The following is a 25,719-nucleotide window of genomic DNA, read 5'->3' on the forward strand; positions in this document are numbered from 1 at the left end:
ATGTCAGTACTGATTAACAAGGATACCAAAGTCATCTGCCAGGGCTTCACCGGTTCCCAGGGGACTTTCCACTCCGAGCAGGCGATTGCGTACGGCACCAAAATGGTGGGTGGTGTGACTCCGGGTAAGGGTGGCCAGACTCACCTGGGCCTGCCGGTATTCAACACCGTGAAAGAAGCGGTGGCAGAGACCGGTGCCGAAGCTTCCGTGATCTACGTCCCTGCGCCTTTCTGTAAGGATTCCATCCTGGAAGCCGCGAACGCTGGAATCAAACTGATTGTCTGTATCACCGAAGGCATCCCGACGCTGGATATGCTCGATGCCAAAGTGAAGTGCGACGAACTGGGTGTGCGCCTGATCGGCCCCAACTGCCCGGGTGTCATCACGCCGGGCGAGTGCAAGATCGGCATTATGCCGGGCCATATCCACAAGCCCGGCAAGGTGGGTATTGTTTCCCGCTCCGGAACCCTGACCTATGAAGCGGTCAAGCAAACCACCGACTACGGATTCGGCCAGTCCACCTGTGTGGGCATCGGCGGCGATCCCATCCCCGGCTCCAACTTTATCGATATCCTGGAGATGTTCCAGAATGACCCGCAGACCGAAGCGATTGTGATGATCGGTGAGATCGGAGGCACCGCTGAAGAAGAAGCGGCGGCTTACATCAAGGACAATGTCAGCAAGCCGGTGGTTTCCTACATCGCCGGGGTAACCGCGCCTCCGGGCAAGCGCATGGGCCACGCCGGTGCGATTATCTCCGGGGGTAAAGGCACTGCGGATGAGAAATTTGCCGCTTTGGAAGATGCCGGTGTAAAAACCGTGCGCTCCCTGGCGGATATTGGCAGCGCTCTGAAGGAAATTGCTGGCTGGTAATAACCATCGGGCAATTCCCCACCAGTGAAAAAGCCGTTTCATCCGAAGCGGCTTTTTTTTGCGAAGTCACCAGAACCGGAGGATAAGCGCTTTATTCAATCAGGCCTGACAAAGGCAGCCGGATGCTGGTTACACTCCTGTATTCACAGGGGCCCATCTTCAAATCACCGACTGGAATTTTTGCTTATAAGGATACGTTATTTATTACTGATTCAGGGAATGGAAAAATTCTACTGTTTAAATCGCGTTAATTTCTCATTCGCTACTGGGCTGCCTGTGGCGGTCTTCAGGATCTGCCTGAGCAAGGGTATAAAACGCCCTCTCAGTCATATGGCCTTATAGATTTCTCCCGGCGATCTGGGCAGTGGATCGTCAGTTGTGACAGTGTCAGGTTTCGGTTTTGAATCGGATGCGGCGGCCTGTCTCTCTATGCGGTACTTCTATTAAAAAATGCCGGACTGCTTATACCAGGTGGGGTGCTGAAGAGTCGAAGAACATGGGCGTAATCGCACCATCGCGCTTACCGCCCCGCAGGGATAGTACGAGAAGGTAAGCGCTGGTGGGGCTTCTTGAGACTGCACAGGCCTTTGGGGCGCCCGCTCCGCCTTGCAACGCTACGTCTTTTTATTGGATGGCGGATTGAATGGCCTGATGATGGCTGGAGGCTGATCGATTGGGCCCTCCTCCGGCGCACAGGCTTCGTCCAGCCCCCAGGTCTCATCCAACCATTGCAGAAGGCGCACGGCGCGCATCACCCGGTTGCCCCTGCCGGGCGCAATATGCAGGTCTACCGCGTTCTCTTTGATGGCGACCAGTGTAAAGGTAAAATAATCCCCCAGCTCCACTGGCTGAAATAATCGACAGGGTAATATAGGCATCTTGAATAGGCTCCTTATGTTGCCTGTGACAGAAACGCCGGGCAAAAGCCCATAGCGCTGTTTCTCTCGCCGCAGGCGTGATCCTTGTGGGAAAAAAGTAAAGGGAAATTTGTAGGTTGGGTACGCAACCAGAGAGGCGGTGCGCGGCTGAAGTAAAAGACCACACCAATCATCACGCAACGCCACAACACACTCCGCCGCCGGGGGCAGGAGTGACCCGGAAAACCTGCCTTCAAAAAGACCTTTATTGAAGACGAACGAGTGTATGGCGTATCATTCAAGACAGCCTCGCTAGATACCACGTTATCTATTGGGGTTAGCCATCCCTTGGTGTTGGTAGCACCGGGGGGTGGCGTTTTTCTCTCATTTACGCGGTCATGATGCGGTCCTTCTTTGTTCGTTTATTTGTGTCTAGAATACCTGCGGACGCCCCCGATATGGGGCGCCTCGCGGGGAGAAAAATGATGGTTGCGGTATTGCTTATCTATTTATTCTTCTTTTCTTGTGCCGTTGAGGCCTTGCGCCATTGAGGCGGCTGGGCGCTAGGGTAGCAGGCCTATACGGTATGCGCTTTTTGCAAGGAATTCAATCGAGTAGAGGTTTTAGGCGACACTTAATGCAGTTTTTCACTGGCTGGAGAATCCCTTTGCCATGCACCTGGGTATCAGCAATCCATTTCCTGGCAATCCAGGGGATGTTTTAGAGAACCGCCGTAGGCCGACCCGCCTAGGCTTTTTGCACGATCAAGTAGGTGTGTGATTCAGGATGCTGGCTGTACTCCAGGTGCTTGCAGAGGCAACCCAGGCTGATTAATAATGTAAGGAAGCCATTTGTTCCCAGGGTCGCGTAGTAAACTTCTGGTCCCATAAAGTCATCGGTGTGGTGACTTTTCTCATCTGTACCGCCGAAAGTGAAAATCAGTACGCCACCTTTGTTCAGGCTGAAAACCAGTTTAGCCAAAACAGTTGCTTGCTGTTCCAGGGGGATGTGCCAAATACTATCCCAGGCCGTGATGAAGTCATATTTTTCTTCTATACACCATTCACAGATATCCCGGTGATGAAAAACCACTCCTGGATGGCGACGCCTGGCCAAACGAATCATTTCCGCAGAGACATCCACGCCCTCTGGTGTAAACCCCTCATTTAAAAGAAGATCAATGAATCGGCCAGTAGAGCCGCAGCCGACGTCAAGGGCTTTGCCTTTGTTGTTGACGAATGCCAAGGCTCTTTTATGCGCATCGATTCCATTGTTTCTATTGAAATTCCCGTTCTCCCAAAGGTGGGTAATTTTGTCGTACGCTTTACCAATGTCTTTCGGGTGCATGGTCATTGAGCCTATCGCCTTAAGCCAGACGCAGCCGTCTGAAAGAAAACCGGTAGCAAGGCACTGCTAACAAAAATATTGCCTGGTTGTTGGGTCTGGTAAATCCGTATTACAAATTACCGCTGAGCATTTCCGCGATTTCGTTAAATTTGGTTAGCAAAATCTGTTTGAGGTCATCCGGCCAGGAATGGATGGCTTTTTCAAAACTGATTTTGCTGTTTCTGACCAGGGCGCGGCTGGCCTCTTCGAAGCCAGGAGCATCTCCTGCAACCAACAGCATCAACCCATCCAGTTGTTGTTGTTTTGTGGTGATACGATCTTCGAGCGAAACATGTTTTTGCGCCTGCTCCACCAACCTGCGAAGAGTGACAGAAGCACCACCGGGCTGCTGGCCCAGCCACTCCCAATGACGGGGAAGCAGGGTAACCTCTTTGGGGATAACCCCTAATTTGGGCCGTCCGCGCTTGGTTTTTGGGGTGTCTGTATCAGCTGTTAGCCTGGCCAGTACTTCCTCTGTATCACCGTGCCAATCCACCTCAACCCGTTTACAGCTTTCAGATTCAAAGACAATGGGTTCATGAGCCGCCCCCATGTCTTTTACTTGGTGAGCAATCGCCTCCAGTGTTCCCCGCGCGATGACCCTTAGCTGGTCGATAGCGATATAGTCTGTGCCCATCGTATTTCTCCATATTTACCCAGGCTAAATATTTTTATCCGGGTAAATATAGCTGATTCACCAGTCTGTGCACAATAGATAATGTTTTGATTAGCGCTCACCTGTGCAGTGTCCTCATCGGGAAGGGTGGGCAGCCTTTAAATCCCGGGATTGCCCGCCTTGCCTGGTGTCCGTGAGGGCCTGATTTTTGTTTACATGTCAGTGATATACACGGCATGCGGCTACTCCTATACTGCGGAAAAACCAACTATTTAGGAGCGAATATGGCCAGAGCACTGATTGGCGTTATCGGGGGCAGCGGTCTTTACGAGATGCCGGGGCTGAGTGAGGTAGAGGCGCTGCGGATAGACACGCCTTTCGGCGCGCCTTCAGACACGATTGTCTGCGGCAAACTACAGGGAATCCCCGTTGCTTTCCTGGCCCGCCATGGGCGCAGCCACCGCCTGATCCCCGGCGAAGTGCCTTACAGGGCCAACATTCACGCCCTGCGCCAACTGGGTGTGCGCTATATCCTGTCGCTCTCTGCTGTGGGCTCCCTACGCGAAGAAGTGCGACCGCTGGATATGCTGATTCCGGATCAATTTATCGATATGACGCGCAGGCGTGACAGCACCTTTTTCGGTGGTGGTGCCGTGGCCCATGTCGCCATGGCAGATCCGGTGTGCCCGTCAGTGGCACGGTGTCTGGCACAAGCCTTCGAGCGCACGCAGGCGGATCAGCCCATCCGCCTTCACAGACAGGGCAGCTATGTCTGTATCGAGGGTCCCCAATTCTCCAGCCGCGCGGAATCCCATTGGTATCGCAGTATGGGGGCCTTCGTGATTGGTATGACCAATATGCCGGAGGCGAAGCTGGCAAGAGAGGCGCAGATTGCCTATGCCACCCTGGCCATGGCCACCGACTATGATTGCTGGCATCCCCGTGAAGCAGCGGTAACTGCAGCGGTGGCCATTGCCAATCTGCAGCAAAATGCCGCCCGCGCCCAGCAGATCGCTGCAGAGGCGATCCGCCTGCTGGGTGAGGAACAGCCGCACTCTTTTGCACACACCGCGCTGGAAAGTGGTCTGGTGACGCCCCTGGAGGCTCTGCCCAAAGACACCCTCGCTGTAATAAAGCCACTGCTTGCTCCGACAGAACCGGTGCCTGAAGAAGTGGAGCGCTGAGGCGTATGCACGAAACACTACCGCTGTTGGAATTATCGGATTTCCCGGCCATTCGTCGCGAAAAAATACAAACCCTGCAGGTGAATATTGGTTACCGCTGCAACCAGAGCTGTGTGCACTGCCATGTGAATGCCGGCCCCAAGCGCACAGAGATGATGTCTGAAGAAAACCTGGCCCTGTTGCTGGAGGTAATGCGAGTGCGGGGTGTCAGCACCCTGGATATCACCGGTGGCGCGCCGGAGCTGCACCGGGGATTCAGGCCACTGGTGCAGGCTGCCCGCGGGCAGGATGTACAGGTGATAGACCGCTGTAACCTCACGGTGCTGTTCGAGCCGGGTCAGGAGGATACCGCGGAATTTCTCGCGCAACACCGGGTGGAGGTGGTCGCTTCACTGCCGTGCTACTCCATGGAGAATGTGGATAAGCAACGGGGCAAGGGGGTTTTCGATAAAAGCATTCGCGCATTGCAGAAACTGAATGCACTGGGGTATGGCAAGCCGGAAACCGGCCTGCGGCTCAATCTGGTTTACAACCCGCAGGGAGCCTCTTTGCCCCCGGAACAGACCGCCCTGGAAGCGGACTACCGCAGGGAACTGGCCGCGCATTTTAATATCGCGTTTAACAACCTGTTTGCCCTGGCCAATATGCCGATCAAGCGTTTTGGCTCTATGCTGGTGTCCAAGGGCCAGTTCCAGAAGTATATGGCGCTGCTCAAGGGCAGTTACAGTTCCGCCAACCTCGATGGCGTTATGTGTCGCACCCTGGTCAGTGTCGATTGGCAGGGCAATTTATACGACTGCGATTTTAACCAACAATTGAATATCCCGGTACCGGGCCGTTTACACTTGCGCGATCTGCTCAGGCACGACCTGCAGGATCTTTCCATTTGTGTGGCCGATCACTGTTACGGTTGCACAGCGGGGCAGGGTAGCAGTTGCAGTGGTGCCCTCTAGGGGGCTTGCGGAAACTGAAAGAGACAGGGAAATCAAACCCTGAACAGAGGAGCGAAGGGTTATGGGCAAAAGAATCCTGCTGGTGTCTGCGATACTGGTACTGGTGATTGCCTTTTATGCGTTCGATCTGGACCAGTGGCTGATGTTGAATAAGCTACAGGAGGGAACGGATAAATTCATGCAGTGGAAAGACGCCTCGCCACTGCTGGTGGGGCTGCTATTTGCACTGTTTTATATTCTGGTGACCGGTTTGTCCCTCCCCGGCGCTGCCATTCTTACCATTGTCGCGGGCGCGGTATTCGGTTTGTATTGGGGCACGATCATTGTTTCTTTCTCTTCCAGTATCGGCGCAACCCTGGCTTTCCTGGTGGCCCGTTATCTGCTGCGTGACTATGTGCAGGAGCGCTTTGCCATGCGGTTGAAAATGGTGAATGAGGGTATAGAGCGCGAGGGCGCTTTTTACCTGTTCGCGCTGCGCCTGGTGCCGGTTTTCCCCTTTGTCCTGATCAACATCCTGATGGGCCTTACCCATATCCGGGTATGGACTTTTTACTGGGTGAGCCAGCTGGGTATGCTGGCCGCCACTATTGTGTATGTGAATGCAGGCACCCAGTTGGCAAGGATTGATAACCTGAAGGATATTGCCTCCCCGGCACTGTGGCTGTCCTTTGCCCTGCTGGGGATATTTCCACTGCTGGCAAAATATATCCTCAACTGGGTGAAGCGCCGTCGCGCTGCCAAATGAGTTTTTGCAATGAATAGACCCAAGAAATTCGATCGCAATCTGATTGTTATTGGTGCCGGCGCTGCGGGGCTGGTGAGCGCTTATATCTCGGCTGCGGTAAAGGCGGAGGTGACTTTAATTGAAGCGGGGAATATGGGGGGGGACTGCCTGAATACCGGCTGTGTGCCCAGCAAGGCGCTTATTCAGTGTGCCCGTATCGCCCATTGGGCGCGTCGGGCCGGTCAATTTGGTGTCTGTGTCGCCGAGCCGGAAGTCGACTTTCCTGGCGTTATGCGCCATGTGCGCGCTTCTATTGAGCGGATTGCGCCTCACGACAGTGTAGAGCGATACACTGGGTTAGGGGTGGAGGTTATCCAAGGGCAGGCGCGCCTTGTGGACCCTTGGACAGTCACCATTGCGCTGAACAGCGGCGGGGAGCGGACGCTTAGCGCACGGGCAATTGTACTCGCTACCGGTGCTGAACCCATAGTGCCGCCATTGCCCGGCTTGGGAAAAGTGCGCTACCTGACCAGTGAAACCCTTTGGAACCGGTGCGCAAAGCTGGACCAGGTGCCGCGCAGGCTGTTGGTTCTAGGTGGGGGCAGCATTGGCTGCGAGTTGGCCCAGGCATTTGTGAGACTGGGGTCGGATGTCACTCTGGTAGAGAAAGAGAGCCGCCTACTGCCCCGAGAGGATCGAGAAGTATCCGAAGCCATTGCACATGCCCTCACGTCCGAGGGCGTAAACCTGCTCACCGGGCACAAGGCCCTGGCTTTTGTCGGTAAGCCAGACCGGATAGGTGGCGCCTTGCGCCTGCGCAACTTGTGCAATGTAGAGGGTGAAACACAGGTCACATTTGACGAAGTGATCCTGGCTCTGGGCAGGCGTGCCCGGACTCAGGGATTTGGGCTTGAGTCATTGGGCCTGGTGCAGGCCGGTAAGTTGGAGGTGGATGCCTACCTGCGTACCCGCTATCCCCATATTCTCGCCGCCGGTGATGTTGTGGGTCCCTACCAGTTTACCCATATGGCCTCGCACCAGGCCTGGTATGCCGCCGTGAATGGCCTCTTTGGGGATATTAAAAAATTCCCGGTGGATTACTCCCTGATTCCCCGTGCAACCTTCATCGATCCGGAGGTGGCCAGTGTGGGACTCAGCGAGGACATGGCTAGTGAACAGGATATCGCCTATGAAGTTACCCGCTACGATCTCGACGACCTGGATCGCGCCATAGTCGACGGTGCCGCACAGGGCTTTGTGAAAGTACTCACCGTGCCGGACAAGGATACAATTCTCGGCGTTTCCATTGTGGGCGAAAACGCGGCGGAGTTGATCGCGGAATTTATGATTGCGATGAAGCATGGACTGGGCCTGAACAAAATTTTATCCACTATTCATACCTATCCCACGATGGTAGAGGCCAATAAATTTGTCGCCGGGAACTGGAAACGGGCGCATGCCCCCAAGTGGGCGTTGCGCTGGCTGAAACTGTTTCACCGGTGGAGGCGGGGTTAGTGCAGTACAGTGTTGTTGTTCCGCTGCTGAATGAACGGGAGCAGCTGCCGGAACTCGCAGTGCAGTTGCGGGAGCTGCAAGCCCCCGACAATTGCGAAATTATTCTGGTCGATGGCGGCAGTAGCGACAACAGTGTGGAGATTGCCACTGCCGCGGGGTTTCCGGTAATTGTGTCAGGGCGCGGCCGGGCCGCACAGATGAACGCTGGTGCGGATGCGGCGTGCGGGCACTGGCTGCTGTTTTTGCACGCGGATACCCGTTTACCTCGGGGGGCTCTGGATGCGATTGCTGCGGCTGCGCTACAGGGGGCACAGTGGGGGCGTTTCGATATCCGTATCCGCGGCGACAGTGTCTGGTTTCCCTTGATTGCCACCTTGATCAACTGGCGTTCGCGTCTGAGCGGCATTGCCACAGGCGATCAGGCAATCTTTGTACGCCGCGCACTGTTCGAGCGCCTGGGCGGCTATGCCCGGCAGCCTCTGATGGAGGATATCGAATTAAGCCGGCGGCTGCTGAAGGTGGCGCGGCCATTTTGTTTGCACCAGCGGAGCATCACCTCCGGGCGCCGCTGGCAGAAGTTTGGTGTTCTGCGCACTGTGCTGTTGATGTGGCGTTTGCGGTTTGACTACTGGCGCGGTGTGCCTGCGGCCTCTTTGGCGAAGCGTTATGAGTAGTGTTGCCCGCCATACACTGCGCCTGGTTGTGATGGCCAAGGCGCCATTAGGCGGCTATGCCAAGACCCGATTGATTCCCGCACTGGGTGAGCGCGGTGCTGCTGCACTGGCGGAGAGACTGCTGCACCATACTCTGGAAGCCTGTGTGCGGGCGGACCTGGGGCCTGTGGAATTGCATGTGGTACCGGACCCCTCGCACGCCTACTGGCGGGATTTCCCGTTGCCGCCTGGAGTTGGTCTTTACGGGCAGTCGCAGGGGGATCTCGGCCAGCGCCTGTGGCATGCCAGCGGAAACGCGCGGGCGCTGGGGCAGGGGCTTCTGCTGCTCGGCACCGACTGCCCGGCGCTCACCGCGCAGCGTCTGCATATCGCGGCGGAGGGCCTGCAGGGGTCTGATGCGGTAATGTACCCGGCAAAAGATGGCGGTTACGCACTACTGGGACTCAAAGAGGTACAGGCGCGGCTGTTTGAAGACATCCTCTGGAGTACTGCAGTGGTGGCGCAGCAGACACTGGACCGATTGTGGGAGTGTGGAATGCATTGTCAGCGCCTGGAGACGCTGACGGATATCGATGAGCCAGGGGATTTATCGTCACTGCCGCAGGCCTGGAGGGAGTCTGTCGATGTGGGCTAGAGTGCCGGGGCTGTACCGCTCTCGGCCTCTATTGCGCTGCCATCGGCGAGCACCGTGCGGTTTTCATCGCCAGCAGCCGCTAGGCGCTGCTCCTCGATACGGCTGCTCCAGTTCAGCAGTGCCTGGTAGTGGCGGATATTCTGCACATAGGTCACCGGCTCCCAGCCCCGGGCATAGCCGTGCCTGGTGGTTTTATAGTACTGGCGCTTGGCCAGCAGGGGCAGGTGATCGCGCACATCGGGCCAGCGGTCCGGGTTGCCGCCCATGCGCTCGGTAAGCACACGGGCATCTTCCAGGTGGCCGTAGCCAACGTTATAGGCCGCCAGTGCCATCCAGGTTCTATCGGGTTCACGAATACGTTCTGGCAGCTTGTTGCGGATCTGTACGATATAGCGGGCGCCACCCTCAATACTTTCCGCCGGATTGAGGCGGTTGACCTCCAGTTCCTTTGCCGTATCCATGGTCAGCATCATCAGTCCACGCACACCGGTGCGGGAACGGGCACGGGGGTTCCAGTAGGACTCCTGGTAACTGAGTGCCGCCAGCAGACGCCAGTCCAACTGGTACTGATCGGCGACTTTCTGCATGGTGCCCTGCCACTGGGGCAGGCGCTCGCGGCTGCGTCTGGCGAATGCCTGGGCGCCGCCGACATTCAAGCCGCTGACGTGCCCGAAGAATTCCTCGCGCAGTTGTGCAACCATGCCATTGGTATTGGCGCGCAGCATAAACAGGCGCGCGAGGTGATACAGGCTGTCGTCGTTGCTCTTGGGAAACGCCCAGGCCACCGGTTGGAACTGGGTGAGATTGAACGCGACCGCGGTATTCGGGTAGAGGCCGCGGTGCACCGCGTAGGCGTTGGAATCCACTACGGCGTAGTTGTACTTGCCCTGCTGAACCATTTCCACCAGTTCCATGGTGTCCACATCGGAGATGGTCTCCCAGTCTAGCTCTGGATAACGCTTGGAGAGCTTGTTCAATTCCTCCGCGTGGGCACTGCCGGCGATCACCGCGACGGTCTTGTCAGCGAGATCGCTGATTTTGCGCGGACGTGCCTCGCCCACGCGGTAGATAATCTGTTGGCGGATCTCAAAATAGGATGGGGAGAAGCGTGCCTGTTCGCGACGCTGGGGAGTCACGGTGAGGCCGGCGGCGGCAAATTGGGCGCCCTCGGCGGGATCGTGCAGGCGCTCGAACAGCTCGTCCAGGTCGTGTACATCGCGGATGACCAGCTTGACACCGATTTCCACGGCAAAAGCGTGCAGCATGCCGTGCTCAAAACCGGTGGGGTTGCCGGAGGCATCTTCGTAATAAGTGGTGGGCCCGTTCTGCGAAAGCACAACCAGCTCCCCTGAGGCCCGGATGCGTTCCAGGGTATCCGGCGCCTTACTGGCGACCAGCAGAGCGGTACAGCAAAAGAGGGCCAGCCCTTTCAACAGGCGGCGGACATAGCGCAGCAGGCGGCTTGTCATCATCATAGGCTGTCCCCTCTAGCTCGTCCGTTGGTGTTATCGCTGTTATGCCCGGGATCTGATGCCAGTGTTGCGGCCAGGACTAGTGTGGCCAACGCTGTCTCATGCCATCAATTTTACATGATTTGACGACAGGCTGACCAATTTGGTTTTTGAGCCCTGTGATCTGTGCGCTTGAAAGCCTGCGTAGACTTGTGTACGCAATGCTTGCCCCCGATGCAAAAAAGAAGACTCAGGCGAAAAATGCTATCTACCTTTTGAATACCTTGATGGCGAATTAGTTCATGTGTCTCCAGGTGTCGGACAGGTGTGTTGGAGCGGCGATGCTTCAGGTACAATTGCGCCTCTCAAATTTCCGGGGCCTTGTGCGCTCTTTCTTTCACGCTATTTTTCTCATACAGACAAGAGGCAAACTCCCGCATGCTAGTTCTGCGTGGTGCTCCCGCACTGTCGACATTTCGCCGAAAAAAACTGCTCAATCAACTCCGTGCACTGCAACCTACGATTGAGGATCTCTACGCCGAGTTTGTGTACTTTGCCGATAGTGAGTCACTGGATAACAGGGAGAGCGCGCTGCTCGAGCGGCTGCTCCAGTATGGTCCGACAGAGGAAAAGCGCGAACCTATTGGCGAGTTGATCCTGGTGCTGCCGCGCCCGGGCACTATCTCCTCCTGGTCCTCCAAGGCCACCGATATCGCCCACAATGCCGGTCTGGCAAAAATCCACCGCCTGGAGCGGGGGATCGCCTACTACCTTAGCGGCGTGGCATTAACCGAAGCTGAACGCCAGGCCCTGGCATCGCAATTGTACGACCGCATGGTTGAGGTGGCGTTTACGGATTTTGAACAGGCGGAGCAGTTGTTTGTAGAAGAGGCGCCCCGTCCGCTGCGCGGTGTGGATATCCTCGATGGGGGCCGCGAGGCGCTGGAAGATGCCAACGTCACCCTGGGCCTGGCCCTTGCCGAGGACGAAATTGATTACCTGCTCGCCAGTTTCCAGACACTGGAGCGCAATCCCACCGATGTGGAGCTGATGATGTTTGCCCAGGCGAACTCCGAGCACTGCCGCCATAAGATCTTCAATGCCTCCTGGACCATCGACGGCGAGAAGATGCCGCACTCCTTGTTTGGCATGGTCAAGAACACCTACCAAAAGGGCGGTGACAATGTATTGTCGGCCTATGCGGACAACGCCGCGGTTGTGACAGGCAGTGTGGGCGGACGCTTTTACCCGGACCCGGTCAGTAGGGAATACAGCTTCAGTCACGAAGCCATCCATCTGTTGATGAAGGTGGAGACCCACAACCATCCCACTGCGATCGCGCCGTTTCCCGGCGCCGGCACCGGTGCCGGTGGGGAAATCCGTGATGAGGGCGCGGTGGGTCGCGGCTCCAAGCCAAAAGTGGGCCTGACCGGCTTCACGGTTTCCAACCTGCAGATCCCCGGTTGGGAGCAGCCCTGGGAATCCAATTACGGCAAGCCCGAGCGTATCGTGACCGCTCTGGATATTATGATCGAAGGCCCCATTGGTGGCGCTGCGTTCAACAACGAGTTTGGACGCCCAAATATCTGTGGTTACTTCCGCACTTTTGAGGAGCACTTTGACGGTGAGCGCCGCGGCTACCACAAGCCGATTATGCTCGCCGGTGGCTACGGGAATATCCGCGCAGAGCATATCGACAAGCCCGAGTTTTCCCCAGGTGCCAAGCTGGTTGTGCTGGGTGGTCCGGCCATGTTGATCGGCCTCGGTGGCGGTGCAGCCTCCAGTATGGCCAGTGGTTCCAGCTCCGAGGATCTGGATTTTGCTTCTGTACAGCGTCAAAACCCGGAAATCGAGCGCCGCTGCCAGGAGGTGATCGACCAGTGCTGGCAGTTGGGTGAGAGAAATCCCATTGCTTTTATTCACGATGTGGGCGCGGGCGGCCTGTCCAATGCCTTCCCCGAACTGGTTAAAGACGGCGGCACTGGCGGTAATTTTGAGTTGCGCAAGATTCCTTGTGATGAGCCGGGCATGAGCCCGCTGGAAATCTGGTGCAATGAGTCCCAGGAGCGCTATGTACTGGCTGTGATGCCGGAAGACCTGCTGTGCTTTAAAGAAATCTGTGTGCGCGAACGCGCACCTTTTGCCGTTGTGGGTGAGGCGACCGCAGACAAACACCTGCTGCTGAACGACACCAGGTTTGAGTCCAGGCCGGTGGACCTGCCGATGTCTGTGCTGTTCGGCAAACCGCCGCGCATGCACCGCAAGGCGGAAACACGTGAGGTTGACACCAGGGCGTTTTCCACTGCGGATATCGACCTCAATACAGCCGCCGAACGGGTGCTGCGCCTGCCCACTGTGGCGAGCAAGAGCTTTCTGATCACCATTGGCGACCGCTCTGTCACCGGCCAGGTATCCCGCGATCAGATGGTCGGCCCCTGGCAGGTGCCGGTAGCGGATTGTGCCGTGACCACCGCCGCCTACGACAGCTATGCCGGTGAGGCCATGTCCATGGGGGAGCGCACACCTGTGGCCCTGTTGGATGCCCCCGCTTCCGGTCGCCTGGCGGTGGGGGAAGCGATCACCAATATCGCCTGTACTCCGGTGAGGCAGCTCTCCGATATCAAACTCTCCGCCAACTGGATGTGTGCCGCGGGCCACCCGGGCGAAGAGGAAAAACTCTACCGCACCGTGGAGGCGGTGGGCATGGAGCTGTGCCCGGCGCTGGGTATTACCATTCCGGTGGGCAAGGATTCCATGTCCATGCGCACTGCCTGGGAGGACGAAGGCGAGCAGAAAGCGGTGACTGCACCGCTGTCTCTGGTAATCTCCGCCTTTACCCCGGTGACCGATGTGCGCAAAACGGTGACGCCACAGCTGCGCACTGACAAGGGCGACAGCGAGCTACTGTTGATCGACCTGGGTGCGGGTAAAAACCGCCTGGGCGGCTCCTGCCTGGCTCAGGTCTATAACGAACTGGGTGACGAACCTGCCGATCTGGACGATGCCGGAAAACTGAAAAGTTTCTTCGAGGTGGTACAGCAGGCTCTGCAGGAAGGCCTGATCATGGCCTACCACGACCGCGCCGATGGGGGTCTTTTCACCACCCTGGCGGAAATGGGCTTTGCCGGCCGGGTGGGTATAGATGTGGAAATCTACGAACTGGGTGAAGATCCGGTAGCCGCGCTGTTTAGTGAAGAGCTGGGTGCCGTGTTACAGGTTCCCGCCTGTGAAGCGGATATGCTGGTGCAGCGCTTTGCCGCTGTCGGTGTGCCCGCCCACCAGATCGGTTATCTGAATCACAGCGAGCACCTGTGTATCACCAATAACGGGGTTGAAATCTTCAGGCGCGCCCGTGCCGAACTGCAACAGATCTGGTCGGAAACCAGTTTCCGTATCCAGTCCCTGCGTGATAACGCCCACTGCGCTGAGCAGGAATTTGCCGCTATCGCCCGGGAAGACCCAGGCCTGTCAGTCAATCTCACCTTTGATATCAACGAAGATATCAGCGCACCTTATATAGCCAAAGGTGTTCGTCCGAAGGTCGCAATACTGCGCGAGCAGGGGGTAAACAGCCAGGTGGAGATGGCGCACGCTTTCCACCGCGCCGGCTTCAGTGCTGTCGATGTGCATATGAGCGACATCCTCTCTGGTCGTGTAGCGCTGGATGCGTTCAAGGGCCTGGTGGGCTGTGGTGGTTTCTCTTACGGTGATGTACTCGGTGCCGGTGAGGGCTGGGCCAAAACCATCCTGTTTAACGACCGTGCCCGCAACCAGTTTGCAGGTTTTTTCAATCGCACGGATACCTTCGGCCTGGGGGTGTGTAACGGCTGCCAGATGTTCTCCGTGATCAAGGCATTGATCCCCGGAGCAGACCACTGGCCGCGCTTTGTACGCAACCTGTCCGAGCAGTATGAGGCGCGCTTTGCCCTGGTGGGAATTGAAGACTCTCCTTCAGTATTGTTCAAAGGCATGGCGGGCACTTACATGCCGGTAGCTGTTGCCCACGGTGAAGGCCGTGTGGAGTTTGCCAACCAGCAGGCACTGGAATTGTGTGAAGCTTCCGACACCATCGCCATGCGTTACCTGAATAACAACGGCGAGATTGCCCAGACTTACCCGGCCAACCCCAATGGCTCGGTCAATGGTATTACCGCCCTGTGTTCAGAGGATGGTCGCGTCACTATTATGATGCCACATCCGGAACGCGTTGCCCGTACGGTCAGTAACAGCTGGCATCGGGATGAATGGAAGGAAGACTCCGGTTGGATGCGCCTGTTCTGCAATGCACGGGTATTTGTCGATTGAGGCGAATCGGTTTGTACCCCAGGTCCAGTACCAGGGATTTGTGACAGTATTGACTGAAGCTTACCGCTGTTCGGCCATGCCCCTTGCACAGGTGCCCTTGCAATGGTCGGTGGCCCTGCGGAATTGTTTGGTGTTTTCCGGGGCTTGCTGTGGTCGGTAACCGGTGCTGGCCTCTGTCCATTTTTTTCCGGGCCTCTGCCAGGCTAATACTATCAGGTTATTCGAAATCCGTAACTGGAACCGACAAGAATTGACTATCAAGAATACAGAGCAGCTGATTGATTATGTCAATCGCGGAAATAAGGTGAAGTACCTATTCTTCTGGGGACACAGGAAACCGAAGAAAGGCATATCGAAGTCTTGTTTGAGTCAGTGGTATGAATCACCTTTTGAATCTGATGGCAACAGGTTTCACACTGCCGAACATTTCATGATGTATGAAAAAGCAAAACTGTTTGGCGATAATTCCGCTGCAGAAAATTCCCTTGCCGTGGCTGATCCAGGTGCCGCTAAAGCAATTGGCCGTCAGGTTGAAGGATTTGATCAAGAGCTTTGGGATAAGAAAAAATTCGACATTGTTGTGCAGGCAAATTTGGCGAAATTTAAAGGCAACCAAGCGCTGAAAGAATTTTTATTGAATACTGGTGATCGGGTACTGGTTGAAGCGAGCCCTGTGGATAAGGTTTGGGGCGTAGGTCTGGCTGAAGATGATGACAAATGTCAAAATCCCAAAAAATGGAAAGGCTTAAATCTATTGGGCTTTGCCTTAATAGCCGTTCGCAGCAAACTGAGAGAGAGTGACGCATAACAAGTGCCTGCACGATCGCAAATGCTGTGTATATGCTGGATTTGCACTGCTTTGTGGCTTCGGCCCGTACGGTAGGCGCCTGACTTGCCTATTGGAAAAACCACGCTATGAGTAACCACGACAAGCGTCCGCTTTATATTCCCCACGCAGGGCCCTCCCTGCTGGAGATACCGCTGTTGAACAAAGGCAGTGCATTCACGCTGGAAGAGCGCCTTGAGTTCAACCTGGCGGGGCTTCTGCCGAACACCGTGGAGACCATCGAAGAGCAGGCGCGCCGGGCTTATCACCAGTATCAGCACTGCAAGACAGACCTCGACAAGCATATTTACCTGAGGGCCATTCAGGATGACAACGAAACCCTGTTTTTTTACCTGATTGAGCACCATATCAAGGAAATGCTGCCGATCATTTATACCCCCACGGTTGGTGCCGCCTGTGAGGAGTTTTCCAATATCTACCGCGACCACCGCGGCCTGTTCATCTCCTACCCGGATCGCGAGTATATGGACGATATGCTGCGCAGCGCCACCAAGGAGAACGTCAAGGTGATTGTTGTGACCGATGGCGAACGCATTTTGGGCCTTGGTGACCAGGGTATCGGCGGGATGGGTATTCCTATCGGCAAGTTGTCCCTGTATACCGCCTGTGCCGGCATCAGCCCCGCCTATACCCTGCCTGTGGCGCTGGATGTGGGCACCAACAACCGCAACTTGCTGAGTGATCCCATGTATATGGGATGGCGACACGAACGGGTTTGCCAGGAGGATTACGATGCATTCCTCGAGCAGTTTATCGCTGCGGTAAAACGCCGGTGGCCAAAAGTACTGGTGCAGTTTGAGGACTTTGCCCAGACCAATGCCATGCCGCTGCTGCACCGTTATCGCGAACAGCTGTGCTGTTTTAATGATGATATACAGGGTACTGCATCGGTGGCGCTGGGCACCATTTTGGCCGCTTGCAAGGTCTGGCAGGAATCCGTTGCGGCCCAGCGCGCCGTTATTGTCGGTGCCGGTTCCGCGGGCTGTGGTATTGCCGAGCAGATCGTGCGTGCCATGGTGCAGGCGGGCCTCAGCGATGCGCAAGCGCGCGCGCGTATTTTTATGTACGACCGCTACGGACTGGTGACTGCGGACATGAAGGGGTTGCACGACTTTCAGGCGGCGTTGGCTCAGGACCCGAAAGCCTTTGCGGGGGCCCGGGAGTGGGATCTGCAGACCCTGATCGGCAAAGTGGGCCCAAGTATCCTGATAGGCGTCTCGGGACAGGGAGGGCTGTTTACCCAGCAGGTGGTCGAGGCTTTGCACACAAGTTGTCCCCGCCCCCTGGTGATGCCGCTATCCAACCCCACTTCCCGCGCCGAAGCGACGCCCGCGGAGATTTATACCTGGACCAATGGCGAGGCCCTGGTGGCAACCGGCAGTCCCTTCGCGGCGGTGGAGACAGGGGGGCATCATATCGCTGTGGCCCAGTGCAATAACGTCTATATTTTCCCCGGCATCGGTCTTGGTGTGATCGCCGCCGCTGCAACGCAGGTGACTGACGGCATGTTGATGGCAGCATCCAACGCCCTGGCCGAGCAGGCACCGGTGGTAAAACACGGCGAAGGTGCACTGTTGCCGCATTTAAGCACTATCCGCGCGTTGAGCAAGCATATCGCCCGGGCTGTTGCCGCTCAGGCCCAGTTGGATGGCGTTGCGCCAAAAATCAGTGGGGAAAGCCTGGAACGGTCACTGGAGCGCAATTTCTGGCGGGCCGATTACCGCAACTACCGCCGGCGCTCTTTTTAAGGAAAGGGCTGCAGCTTTTCCAGGACTTACGCATAGGGTATGCTGTGGTGCCCGCTGATGGACAGGATGCCCGCAGCCGATTTGGTCCCTTCTGATCTGAATATTTCACCAAGCCCATGATGTTCAGGGGGCAATCGTACAGCCTTCTTTCGGGTATTCACGCAGCAGCTTTTTGTTTAATCAACAGCGAACCCGGCTGAACTGTGGCGCAAGGCACCCACCCCTGGGCCTTTTCTACACGCCGGGAGCAGCACTCATGCGCAGTAATCCGCTCAACAGGTTTCGCTGTGTGGCAAATAGTGTTTGCCAAAGATACTGCTTCGCCAGTTGGAATACCCAGCATGCGGGTTTGTAAACCACCACAGCCGCTACTTTCGTTAGCTTCAGATAGATATTGGCCAGCTCCGTTTTGCAGCACCAGCGTACGCAGTCGCTCCCGCAGCACGGGGCGAGGCAAATGTCCACCTAGGGCCAGTTTGAAGAACCAGGCAATGGGCTACAACTGGTCAGTCGCAGTGCAAACACCCTGGAAATGGGTGACTGCTGCGCTTTTTTGCCCGAAGATATTCACGATACACGCTGCCTTTCTGCGTATGCTCTGATGTTCCGTCTGACCAGCTGTGATTTCCCAGAAAAAAAGTGGGCTGGCAGGTGACAGTAATTTGAGCCGGTTCGGAGGGAGGACAGGGTGCTTGTTAAAAGTGTACAAAAAATCGCTTTCCTATAGTGGAAAACCTCTCCCCGATCGTCTGGACATTCAATGGAGGAGAATCGACGACTACCAGGGTTGGGGGTAACGATATCGATACAGGGTTTAAGTGCTCAAATAACAAACAATTTAATGGGGTTTTATTTAGGAATTGCACGGATTCGGTTCTGCAAGCAGCATTTTTAGAGTAAAGATTGAGTAATTTGGCAAAGTGCTGGGCTGAGTAGTTACGGTTGGGGAGAGATGTCAGAATCAGAAAAAGAAACACTAAGTGGCATATATCTCGCAATCCGGGCGACACTGGCGCGGGTGGTATCGCGCATTGTACCGCCTAAAGAGATCGAGGATATCGTTCAGGAGACCTATGTCAGGGTCTGTCAGGTTAAGCAAAAAGAAGAGATATTGTACCCGCGCTCCTTTTTACTAAAAACGGCCCGAAACCTGGCACTGGATTACCTCAAGCGGTCAGAAACACGGCTGGCGGTGAGCGCCGATGAAGACCCGGAACTGGCGCCTGGCCAGGGAGAGTATTTTTCCGACGAAACCTATGACCGGGTCGCGGTGGAGAAAGAATTCGCACATTTTTGCGAAGCCGTTCGCCAATTGCCCGTAAAATGCCGTAAGGTGTTTGTCATGAAGAAAGTGTACGGCTACTCCCAGCGGGAAATAGCCAAAGCGTTGAATTTAAGCGAAAGCACCGTGGAAAAGCATGTTGCCACCGGCATCAAGCGCTGTACCTATTTTATGATGCAACGGAGCAGCCTTGAGCCAGACAGCCATGGCCTGAGCAAACAGCGGCCACTATCCTCCACCTCGCCGTTTGAGCGGGGCAGGGGGAGCGCAGATGAGTAATATTCACAAACTGCAAACACAGGAACAGCGCTACGACCAGGCGAGCCAGTGGATTGCCAAACTGGACAGGGGCTTGAGTGCGAAAGAAATTCAAGCCCTGCACCAATGGTTGGCGGACACTGGCGATAATCGCCAGGTACTGTTCAAGATGGCGGAAATTTGGGACAAAATGGACGCCCTGTCGCGGCTTTCCGAACTGTTCCCCAGCACCCCAAAGCCCGAACATGGCACTCCCCGGCCCTACCTGGCCGTGGCGGCGTCCGTGCTGCTGGTGTTTGCCAGCCTGTGCGCCTGGGTGGGCACTACGTTTCCCGAAAAGTTTGCCGGGCGGCAATACCTGTTGGGCACTGTCGTCGACCGGATGTACGAAACGGCAATCGGAGAACACTCCTCGATTCATTTACCCGACGGCAGCCAACTGGTGCTCAATACCAACAGCCGGGTAAAAGTCAACTATACCGACCACCATCGAGTGCTGGTACTTGAGCGTGGCGAAATTCACGTCGAAGTGGCCCACGATAACGCCCGCCCCCTCAGTGTTATTGCGGGAGATAAAGTGGTGCAGGCTGTGGGAACCGCATTCAATGTGGAAATTAATAGCGATCAGCACATCGAGCTTGTGGTCACCGACGGCAAGGTTCTGGTCGCCGTACACCAGACACCGGGCAAAAATGCGCTCGAGTTTGGGCCCGATATTTTGCCACCCTCCTCAATGGCTGTCTCAAAAGGTGAACAACTGGTACTTGGGGGAGAGGGAGAGGAGGAAGAAGTTGGAAAAATAAAACCTGAAGAAATACAAGTCAAATTGTCCTGGCGGGAAGGCAACCTGGTTTTTCGAGGAGAATCTCTGGAGGACGCAGTGGCCGAAATCAGCCGCTACACACAGGTTGAATTCGTTATTCTCGATGAAAACCTGAAAAAAATGCGCATTGCCGGATTATTTAAGGCCGGCGATGTTAAGGGTTTATTGTTGGCCCTAAGAAAAAACTTCAATATTTCCTATCAGCGGATTGGAGAAAGCAAGATCTTGCTAAGCGCCCAGTAGCTCCAGCCTGATAATCCTAAGCCGTGCGAAATGCACAGTCAGTATACTAATTATAAAAAATGCATTTGGCAGTATGGTGGAAAAAAATTGCTAGGTCGTCTACTCAGTACGCAAGCGAGAAGCTCGCGGCTGAGAATAATAATCTGGTGCGATTTCGGTGTGTTGTCCTCTTCCTGCTGATGATGCTGTCATCAGTATTGCCTGTAAAAGCGGCACAGCCACATGAAAAAATTCCTTTCGTTATTCCTCAGCAAAGAGCGGACCTGTCGCTCACCGAATTTGCGCAGCAAGCCGATTTAACGCTTATTTTTCCTTTTGATATCGCACAGGGAAAAACGGCAAACCGTTTGGTGGGTACCTACTCGATAGAAGAAGCTATTCGAGGTTTACTGTCGGGAACGGGGTTAAGCGCAAAACTGGAGGGGGATGGGCAGCTCAGTATCAGTATTGATAGCGCCCGAGGAGGGGTGAATTCCATGAGGTTGGATTTTTGCAAACCACAAAAAAAGGCAATTGCACAGACGATTCGTGAGGTGCAGCAGAGCAAGCACAGCGCTCCCGCTTGGTGTAGCGCGGCACTGGCCTACCTGGCGATAACCACGACGCCCGCCAGCGCCCAGAGCAATGAAGAGGCCGATAGCAAGGCTATTGAAGAAATCACTGTTACTGCTCAGAAGATTGAGGAGAGTATCCAGGATGTGCCCATTGCTGTTTCGGCTTTGTCTGGTGACACTATGGACGACCTGAAAATCGAGCGCGGCGAGGAGCTGTTGCGCGCGGTGCCCAATGTGAATTTCTCTAAAAACAATTTCAGCACCTACAATTTTTCTATTCGCGGTGTGGGTACCAAGGCTGTCTCCGCCAGTTCAGACCCGGCGGTGGCGGTGAGTTTCAACAATGCGCCACTGATCCGCAACCGCCTGTTCGAGCAGGAGTTCTTCGACGTACAACGCTTGGAGGTGCTGCGCGGCCCGCAAGGTACCCTGTATGGTCGCAATGCCACCGCCGGGGTGGTGAATATGTTGCCGCAGATGCCGGGGCCGGAGCTTGAATCGAATATTAAGGCGGAAGTGGGCAGCTACAATTCCCGGCGTACCAGCGGCATGTTGAATGTACCCCTGGGGGATTCTCTGGCCATGCGCTTTTCCGGTGCTATGACAAAACGGGACGGTTTTGACCATAATACTTTTACCGATAACGACGTTAATGACCGGGATCTCTATTCCACTCGCTTGATTCTGCAATGGGAGCCCAGCGAGGTGTTTAATGCCAACCTGATCTGGCAGCACTTTGAGGAGGACGACAACCGCTCCCGCACGGGCAAACAGCTTTGTACCCGAGACCCAGGCTTGGAGATGGTCAATGAGACAGAGGTTCCGGACCTCTTTAGAGGGGCCCTTAGCCAGGGGTGCTCACCAGGCTCTCTGTACGATGATGACGCCTTCGGAGCCCCCAATGCGCGCAGTTTCGCATTTCTCACTGCATTGAAGCGTATAGGGGGAGAGTTGGGGTATACTGAAGGCGGATCTGTATTTGGGGAGGGAGTGAATCGCCTTAAAGATATTGCCCCCTATGGGAATGTACAGCAATCGCGCGATCTACACGAAATCGCCACCAGTTACGATCCGGTGTTTCGTGCCGAGAACGATCTAGTGCAGCTGAATCTGGAACTGGCCCTGGGAGATTCCCTGCAACTCTTTGCCCAGTCCACCTATGCAAAGGATGACTACTACAGCTCCCAGGACTACAACCGCTACGTTTCCGATCCGATCTTTAACGATTCTGTGGGCTTATATGATACCCTAGGTAACCCTATCACTGGATCAGGGCCGACTCCGGGTGGTATCTATACTGATCCACAGCTGGGTCCTTCGGACCGGATGCTGGCGGTGGATATCAGCCGCTCTGACAACAGTCAGTGGAGCCATGAACTGCGGTTGCAAACCAGCTTTGATGGTCCGTTTAATTTTTCCGTGGGGGCCAATTACCTGGATTTCGAATCTCAGGACGATTACTACGTATTTAACAATCTTTTCACCTATATTGCTGAGGATATTTATAATCGAAACCCCCTGGAGATTAGCACTGATGGTCATGTAACGCTTCAATGTGATAATTTCGCAGAAGTAGGACGAGCGCGCGAATGTCTGTACGTGGATTACAATTCTCTCGATCAGATTGATGATGAAGGCCATAACTATTTCCTCAGCCGGAATCAAGTGAAGACCCGCTCCCAGGCGTTGTTTGGGGAGACCTACTGGCAGTTTTCTGATGCTGTAAAACTCACCGCTGGCCTGCGCTATACCCAGGATCGCAAGACCGCCACCCCAGTGCCCAGCCAGCTATTGATGACTGCAAATTATGACACTGAGGGGAATATAGTTGATTCGGGTCCTGCCACTGGTGGAAGAGTTGGACGTGGTTATCCTGCCCAGGCGGATGTAGAGCAGGAATGGCAGGAATATACCGGCCGCCTGGTACTGGACTGGCGCGGGGAAACCCCCTTTACCGACGAGACTCTCTTTTACATTTCCTTTGCCCACGGTTATAAAGGCGGTGGTACCAATCCACCACGCATGGACATCGACCCTGAGGTGGTGCAATACCAGCCCCTTGGTAGTACCTTTGAGCCGGAGTTTGTGGATGCCATCGAATTCGGTACCAAAAACAGCCTGTTGGATGGCAGCTTGACATTGAATACCACTGCCTTCTACTACGACTACAAAGATTACCAAGTGTCGTAAATTGTGGATCGTATCTCCCTGAATGAAAATTTTGATGCGGAGAGCTGGGGTCTGGAACTGGAGGGGGCCTGGCAGATGACCCCCAGCACCCGTGTGGATATGAACCTGGGCTATTTAAAAACCCGTATTGGCGATGGTGAGGAATCCATCGATGTGATGAACCGCACCCAGGGCAATGAGGACTGGGTGGCGTTGCGCCCCTGGATACAGGTGCCCTCCAATTGTATTGCGCCAAAAGATATTGTTGAACATATTATCAATGTTGGTGCCATTCTTCCTCCTCAGGTACAGGCTGAGCTGTTATTGCCTCTTCATCTACTATGCGGAGGATCTTCACGGTACGGAAGTTTTGGCCTGGGATTAGGGAATATCAATTGGAGCCAGGCACTGGGCTTTCCCGAGGGCTTCACTTACGATCCACTCACTGATGCCCCCAATGGCGGGCGCGGCTTTGCCGCTGACCTGGGTGGAAACGAGCTGCCCAATGCCCCGCGCTTTACCGCCAGTTTGGGCCTGGAGCATGTGATCCAGGTCAAAGACTGGGACCTGAAGCTGCGCGCCGATTACTACCGCCAGGGGGAAAGCTATGCGCGGGCATACAATACCGAGTATGACCGCCTGGAAGCCTGGAGCAACCTGAATGTATCGGCCACCTTTACTCAGCCGGAATGGGATTTGCAGATGCAGCTCTATGTGAAGAATGTATTTGACGATGCACCTATTACCGACTTCTTTACCAATAGCGATGATACCGGGCTGAGTGCCAATGTGTTTACCCTGGAGCCGCGGATTGTGGGGTTAAGTCTGTACAAGGGCTTTTAAAGGTAGCCGTTCCTTGGGACGGCGATGATTTTTTCAGCTATTAGCCCGGCGGCGATGTAGTTCTTTATAGTGTGGTGTCCTACTACAGGCGCCGCACGATTAAATATGTAACATAAATAACTATTTTCCCGCCTGATTAATAAAATAAGGAAATTTCCTCATTGGCCGCAACTTATTATTGCGGCCCTTTTTATCCCCGATAAAGAGAAGGGGGATAGACTTTTCAGGATTGAGGCTTGCGAGGATACCGGGATGGGGCAGTGCATCTCTGTGGACCTCAACCCTCTGGGACAATTCAATGCGGGCGGGCATATAAGGCGGAAGCCCGCTGGCCTGAATAATAAGGGAAACAGAGCTGCTGCCCTTATTTTGGTGAAATATTCAGGCTAGCTCTGTTTTTCACCGGCTTCTGCCGTGCCCCGCTGGCGTAGCAGCAGATAATCCGCCCACCGAAAACCACCGCCCAGGAACTCAGTGGCAGCTTTTGCGCCGGATAAAAACAGGTGTTCACAGTGGCTTTCCGGCATGGAGAAGTCGAGCCAGTGGGGAGACTCGCCAGTTGCCATTGGCTTGATGGCAATCTCTTTAACCAGGGTGTGGTACTCCACATTAAAGTGCGCGCGCATATGGCTGTCGAGAATATTGCGGCAGGTATTGACCAGCCCCATGGTAAAGCGACCGGCCCGGCTGGATTTCGGCTGGTAGTGATCCACCTCCAGCTTGATACCGAAGGTGGGCAGTTTCGGTATGCCGCTGGGCTTGTGGAAGATGTCAAAGGGAAAATTGGACACCAGACCGCCGTCCACAAACTGGACATCTCTGGGAAAGCCGTTTTTAAAAAACTGCCTGGGAACCCCCTTCATTCTGTGCCAGTTGTCTGCCACGGAAGCGCACTCATCCAACTGCGGGATATTTTTTACCGTGTGGGGTTGGAAGAAGCCGGGCACAGACATGGAGGCGCGCACATATTCGGCAGGGTTGACGGCGCTGGGATTGGCGTAATAGAGGGGGGCTTTGGCCGGAAACACAGCCCGGGTTTCTGTGGTGATATCTGCGGCCACCAGTGCCACTTCGGCTCTGGCTACCTGGCTGTCGGGATTGCCCCGGTAGCACAAAGGCGGGAACTGGTTGATGCGCTGGTTGAGCTGCGCGGTGTTGGTAATGCCCAACTGGCACAGCGCTTCCTGCAGCCAGCGGGTAAAGGCGTCGCCGGGATTGAGCCCCTTGTGGCGCAGCAATTGTCTACAGGTACGCAGGGAATCCAAAGGATGCAGGACCAGGCTGCCGAACAGGCCCTTGCCCCCGAGCAGGCGCTGCACGGTTTTACAGGCAAAAGGTTCGCCATCCTCGAAACTGGCAAAATCCGCATTGGCCATAATGTCCAGCAGCACCGCACTTTTGCTGACCTCAGGTGTGCCGGCGGCGGCCAGAAACAACGTATTGATGGCGCCTGCAGACGTCCCGGCGATTTTGCGAAAGCGAATACCGGCTTTCTCCAGAATGTAGGTATAGCCCACCAGGGCAATCCCCAACATGCCCCCGCCCTCCATCACCAGGTCGACATACTGGAGCCCCTCTGTATCGTACACATCGCTAAACTGCTTGCCTTCAATGTCGGCCCTGGCGTTTTTCCAATAGGTGTTTGCCTGGGAGATTGCGTTGTTGACCCACTCTGTTTTTTTCATGGGAGTTTTCCATTTCAGATAATTTTTATTTCACATCCGGAGATTGTGCATCTGTTTATAGGATGGAGACAGGGTACCACCCCGGATCGGCTTCG

General features: G+C 55.3%; 19 protein-coding genes. 14 read left to right on the forward strand and 5 right to left on the reverse strand.

All coding sequences use genetic code 11. The features are described from left to right. Entirely contained in the window at positions 1 to 873 is an 873-nt protein-coding gene (gene sucD / locus Q5Y71_RS09205; protein WP_301418418.1) for a succinate--CoA ligase subunit alpha, read from the forward strand. 614 nt (positions 874 to 1,487) lie between these two features. Here sucD and Q5Y71_RS09210 read toward each other — a convergent pair. The 3 genes from Q5Y71_RS09210 to Q5Y71_RS09220 form a co-directional block, all read right to left on the reverse strand. Next, a complete protein-coding gene (locus Q5Y71_RS09210) occupies positions 1,488 to 1,751 on the reverse strand; it encodes a hypothetical protein (protein ID WP_306041837.1) in 264 nt (87 codons plus the stop codon). Between the two features lie 726 nt (positions 1,752 to 2,477). Continuing rightward, entirely contained in the window at positions 2,478 to 3,083 is a 606-nt protein-coding gene (locus Q5Y71_RS09215) for a trans-aconitate 2-methyltransferase (RefSeq protein ID WP_306041839.1), read from the reverse strand. A 103-nt stretch (positions 3,084 to 3,186) separates the two neighbouring features. Further along, complete coding sequence (locus tag Q5Y71_RS09220; protein WP_306041841.1) at positions 3,187 to 3,753, reverse strand: DUF2239 family protein; 567 nt, start codon at positions 3,751 to 3,753, stop codon at positions 3,187 to 3,189. A 263-nt stretch (positions 3,754 to 4,016) separates the two neighbouring features. Between Q5Y71_RS09220 and mtnP the strand changes: the two genes are divergently transcribed. The 6 genes from mtnP to Q5Y71_RS09250 all read left to right on the forward strand — a co-directional run bounded on the left by mtnP (position 4,017) and on the right by Q5Y71_RS09250 (position 9,416). Next, positions 4,017 to 4,916 (forward strand): S-methyl-5'-thioadenosine phosphorylase, encoded by a 900-nt coding sequence (mtnP, locus tag Q5Y71_RS09225; protein ID WP_306041843.1) that lies wholly within the window; start codon positions 4,017 to 4,019, stop codon positions 4,914 to 4,916. A gap of 5 nt (positions 4,917 to 4,921) precedes the next feature. Next, on the forward strand, positions 4,922 to 5,869 hold the full coding sequence (gene arsS, locus Q5Y71_RS09230) for an arsenosugar biosynthesis radical SAM (seleno)protein ArsS (protein WP_306041845.1): 948 nt from the start codon (positions 4,922 to 4,924) through the stop codon (positions 5,867 to 5,869). A 61-nt stretch (positions 5,870 to 5,930) separates the two neighbouring features. Beyond that, positions 5,931 to 6,614, forward strand: a complete 684-nt coding sequence (locus Q5Y71_RS09235) for a TVP38/TMEM64 family protein (RefSeq protein ID WP_306041847.1) — start codon at positions 5,931 to 5,933, stop codon at positions 6,612 to 6,614. 9 nt (positions 6,615 to 6,623) lie between these two features. Further along, positions 6,624 to 8,108: an NAD(P)/FAD-dependent oxidoreductase gene (locus Q5Y71_RS09240; RefSeq protein WP_306041849.1), complete on the forward strand. Its 1,485-nt coding sequence runs from the start codon at positions 6,624 to 6,626 to the stop codon at positions 8,106 to 8,108. After that, entirely contained in the window at positions 8,108 to 8,782 is a 675-nt protein-coding gene (locus Q5Y71_RS09245) for a TIGR04283 family arsenosugar biosynthesis glycosyltransferase (RefSeq protein ID WP_306041851.1), read from the forward strand. The genes Q5Y71_RS09240 and Q5Y71_RS09245 overlap by 1 nt, the downstream gene beginning before the upstream one ends. Then, positions 8,775 to 9,416: a TIGR04282 family arsenosugar biosynthesis glycosyltransferase gene (locus Q5Y71_RS09250; RefSeq protein WP_306041853.1), complete on the forward strand. Its 642-nt coding sequence runs from the start codon at positions 8,775 to 8,777 to the stop codon at positions 9,414 to 9,416. The genes Q5Y71_RS09245 and Q5Y71_RS09250 overlap by 8 nt, the downstream gene beginning before the upstream one ends. Here the strand turns inward: Q5Y71_RS09250 and mltF are convergent. Beyond that, a complete protein-coding gene (gene mltF, locus Q5Y71_RS09255; RefSeq protein ID WP_306041856.1) occupies positions 9,413 to 10,891 on the reverse strand; it encodes a membrane-bound lytic murein transglycosylase MltF in 1,479 nt (492 codons plus the stop codon). The two genes, Q5Y71_RS09250 and mltF, sit on opposite strands and share 4 nt — an antisense overlap. A 414-nt stretch (positions 10,892 to 11,305) precedes the next feature. Here mltF and purL point away from each other — a divergent pair, with 414 nt between their 5' ends. The 7 genes from purL (at position 11,306) to Q5Y71_RS09290 (ending at position 23,939) form a co-directional block, all read left to right on the forward strand. Then, on the forward strand, positions 11,306 to 15,172 hold the full coding sequence (gene purL / locus Q5Y71_RS09260) for a phosphoribosylformylglycinamidine synthase (protein ID WP_306041858.1): 3,867 nt from the start codon (positions 11,306 to 11,308) through the stop codon (positions 15,170 to 15,172). Positions 15,173 to 15,422: 250 nt separating this feature from the next. Next, positions 15,423 to 15,980 carry an NADAR family protein gene (locus Q5Y71_RS09265; protein WP_306041859.1) on the forward strand — a complete coding sequence of 186 codons (558 nt, stop codon included), beginning with the start codon at positions 15,423 to 15,425 and terminating at the stop codon, positions 15,978 to 15,980. A 107-nt stretch (positions 15,981 to 16,087) separates the two neighbouring features. Further along, positions 16,088 to 17,767 carry an NAD-dependent malic enzyme gene (locus Q5Y71_RS09270; protein WP_306041861.1) on the forward strand — a complete coding sequence of 560 codons (1,680 nt, stop codon included), beginning with the start codon at positions 16,088 to 16,090 and terminating at the stop codon, positions 17,765 to 17,767. Between the two features lie 952 nt (positions 17,768 to 18,719). Further along, positions 18,720 to 19,328, forward strand: a complete 609-nt coding sequence (locus Q5Y71_RS09275; RefSeq protein WP_306041863.1) for an RNA polymerase sigma factor — start codon at positions 18,720 to 18,722, stop codon at positions 19,326 to 19,328. After that, entirely contained in the window at positions 19,321 to 20,373 is a 1,053-nt protein-coding gene (locus tag Q5Y71_RS09280; RefSeq protein WP_306041865.1) for a FecR family protein, read from the forward strand. The genes Q5Y71_RS09275 and Q5Y71_RS09280 overlap by 8 nt, the downstream gene beginning before the upstream one ends. A gap of 146 nt (positions 20,374 to 20,519) precedes the next feature. Beyond that, positions 20,520 to 23,117: a TonB-dependent receptor gene (locus Q5Y71_RS09285; RefSeq protein WP_306041867.1), complete on the forward strand. Its 2,598-nt coding sequence runs from the start codon at positions 20,520 to 20,522 to the stop codon at positions 23,115 to 23,117. A gap of 3 nt (positions 23,118 to 23,120) precedes the next feature. Next, positions 23,121 to 23,939: a TonB-dependent receptor gene (locus Q5Y71_RS09290; protein WP_306041869.1), complete on the forward strand. Its 819-nt coding sequence runs from the start codon at positions 23,121 to 23,123 to the stop codon at positions 23,937 to 23,939. Positions 23,940 to 24,325: 386 nt separating this feature from the next. Here the strand turns inward: Q5Y71_RS09290 and Q5Y71_RS09295 are convergent, their stop codons facing one another. Continuing rightward, positions 24,326 to 25,624 (reverse strand): patatin-like phospholipase family protein, encoded by a 1,299-nt coding sequence (locus tag Q5Y71_RS09295; protein ID WP_306041871.1) that lies wholly within the window; start codon positions 25,622 to 25,624, stop codon positions 24,326 to 24,328. Positions 25,625 to 25,719: the final 95 nt, after the last annotated feature.

It is taken from the genome of Microbulbifer sp. 2205BS26-8, assembly GCF_030731025.1.
Lineage (GTDB): Bacteria > Pseudomonadota > Gammaproteobacteria > Pseudomonadales > Cellvibrionaceae > Microbulbifer > Microbulbifer spongiae.

Coding starts and splice junctions, on each gene's coding strand:
- purL (WP_306041858.1), top strand. CDS start 11,306: ATGCTAGTTCTGCGTGGTGCTCCCGCACTGTCGACATTTCGCCGAAAA.
- sucD (WP_301418418.1), top strand. CDS start 1: ATGTCAGTACTGATTAACAAGGATACCAAAGTCATCTGCCAGGGCTTC.
- Q5Y71_RS09280 (WP_306041865.1), top strand. CDS start 19,321: ATGAGTAATATTCACAAACTGCAAACACAGGAACAGCGCTACGACCAG.
- Q5Y71_RS09250 (WP_306041853.1), top strand. CDS start 8,775: ATGAGTAGTGTTGCCCGCCATACACTGCGCCTGGTTGTGATGGCCAAG.
- Q5Y71_RS09220 (WP_306041841.1), bottom strand. CDS start 3,753: ATGGGCACAGACTATATCGCTATCGACCAGCTAAGGGTCATCGCGCGG.
- arsS (WP_306041845.1), top strand. CDS start 4,922: ATGCACGAAACACTACCGCTGTTGGAATTATCGGATTTCCCGGCCATT.
- Q5Y71_RS09240 (WP_306041849.1), top strand. CDS start 6,624: ATGAATAGACCCAAGAAATTCGATCGCAATCTGATTGTTATTGGTGCC.
- mtnP (WP_306041843.1), top strand. CDS start 4,017: ATGGCCAGAGCACTGATTGGCGTTATCGGGGGCAGCGGTCTTTACGAG.
- Q5Y71_RS09275 (WP_306041863.1), top strand. CDS start 18,720: ATGTCAGAATCAGAAAAAGAAACACTAAGTGGCATATATCTCGCAATC.
- Q5Y71_RS09235 (WP_306041847.1), top strand. CDS start 5,931: ATGGGCAAAAGAATCCTGCTGGTGTCTGCGATACTGGTACTGGTGATT.
- Q5Y71_RS09295 (WP_306041871.1), bottom strand. CDS start 25,624: ATGAAAAAAACAGAGTGGGTCAACAACGCAATCTCCCAGGCAAACACC.
- Q5Y71_RS09270 (WP_306041861.1), top strand. CDS start 16,088: ATGAGTAACCACGACAAGCGTCCGCTTTATATTCCCCACGCAGGGCCC.
- Q5Y71_RS09210 (WP_306041837.1), bottom strand. CDS start 1,751: ATGCCTATATTACCCTGTCGATTATTTCAGCCAGTGGAGCTGGGGGAT.
- mltF (WP_306041856.1), bottom strand. CDS start 10,891: ATGATGATGACAAGCCGCCTGCTGCGCTATGTCCGCCGCCTGTTGAAA.
- Q5Y71_RS09215 (WP_306041839.1), bottom strand. CDS start 3,083: ATGACCATGCACCCGAAAGACATTGGTAAAGCGTACGACAAAATTACC.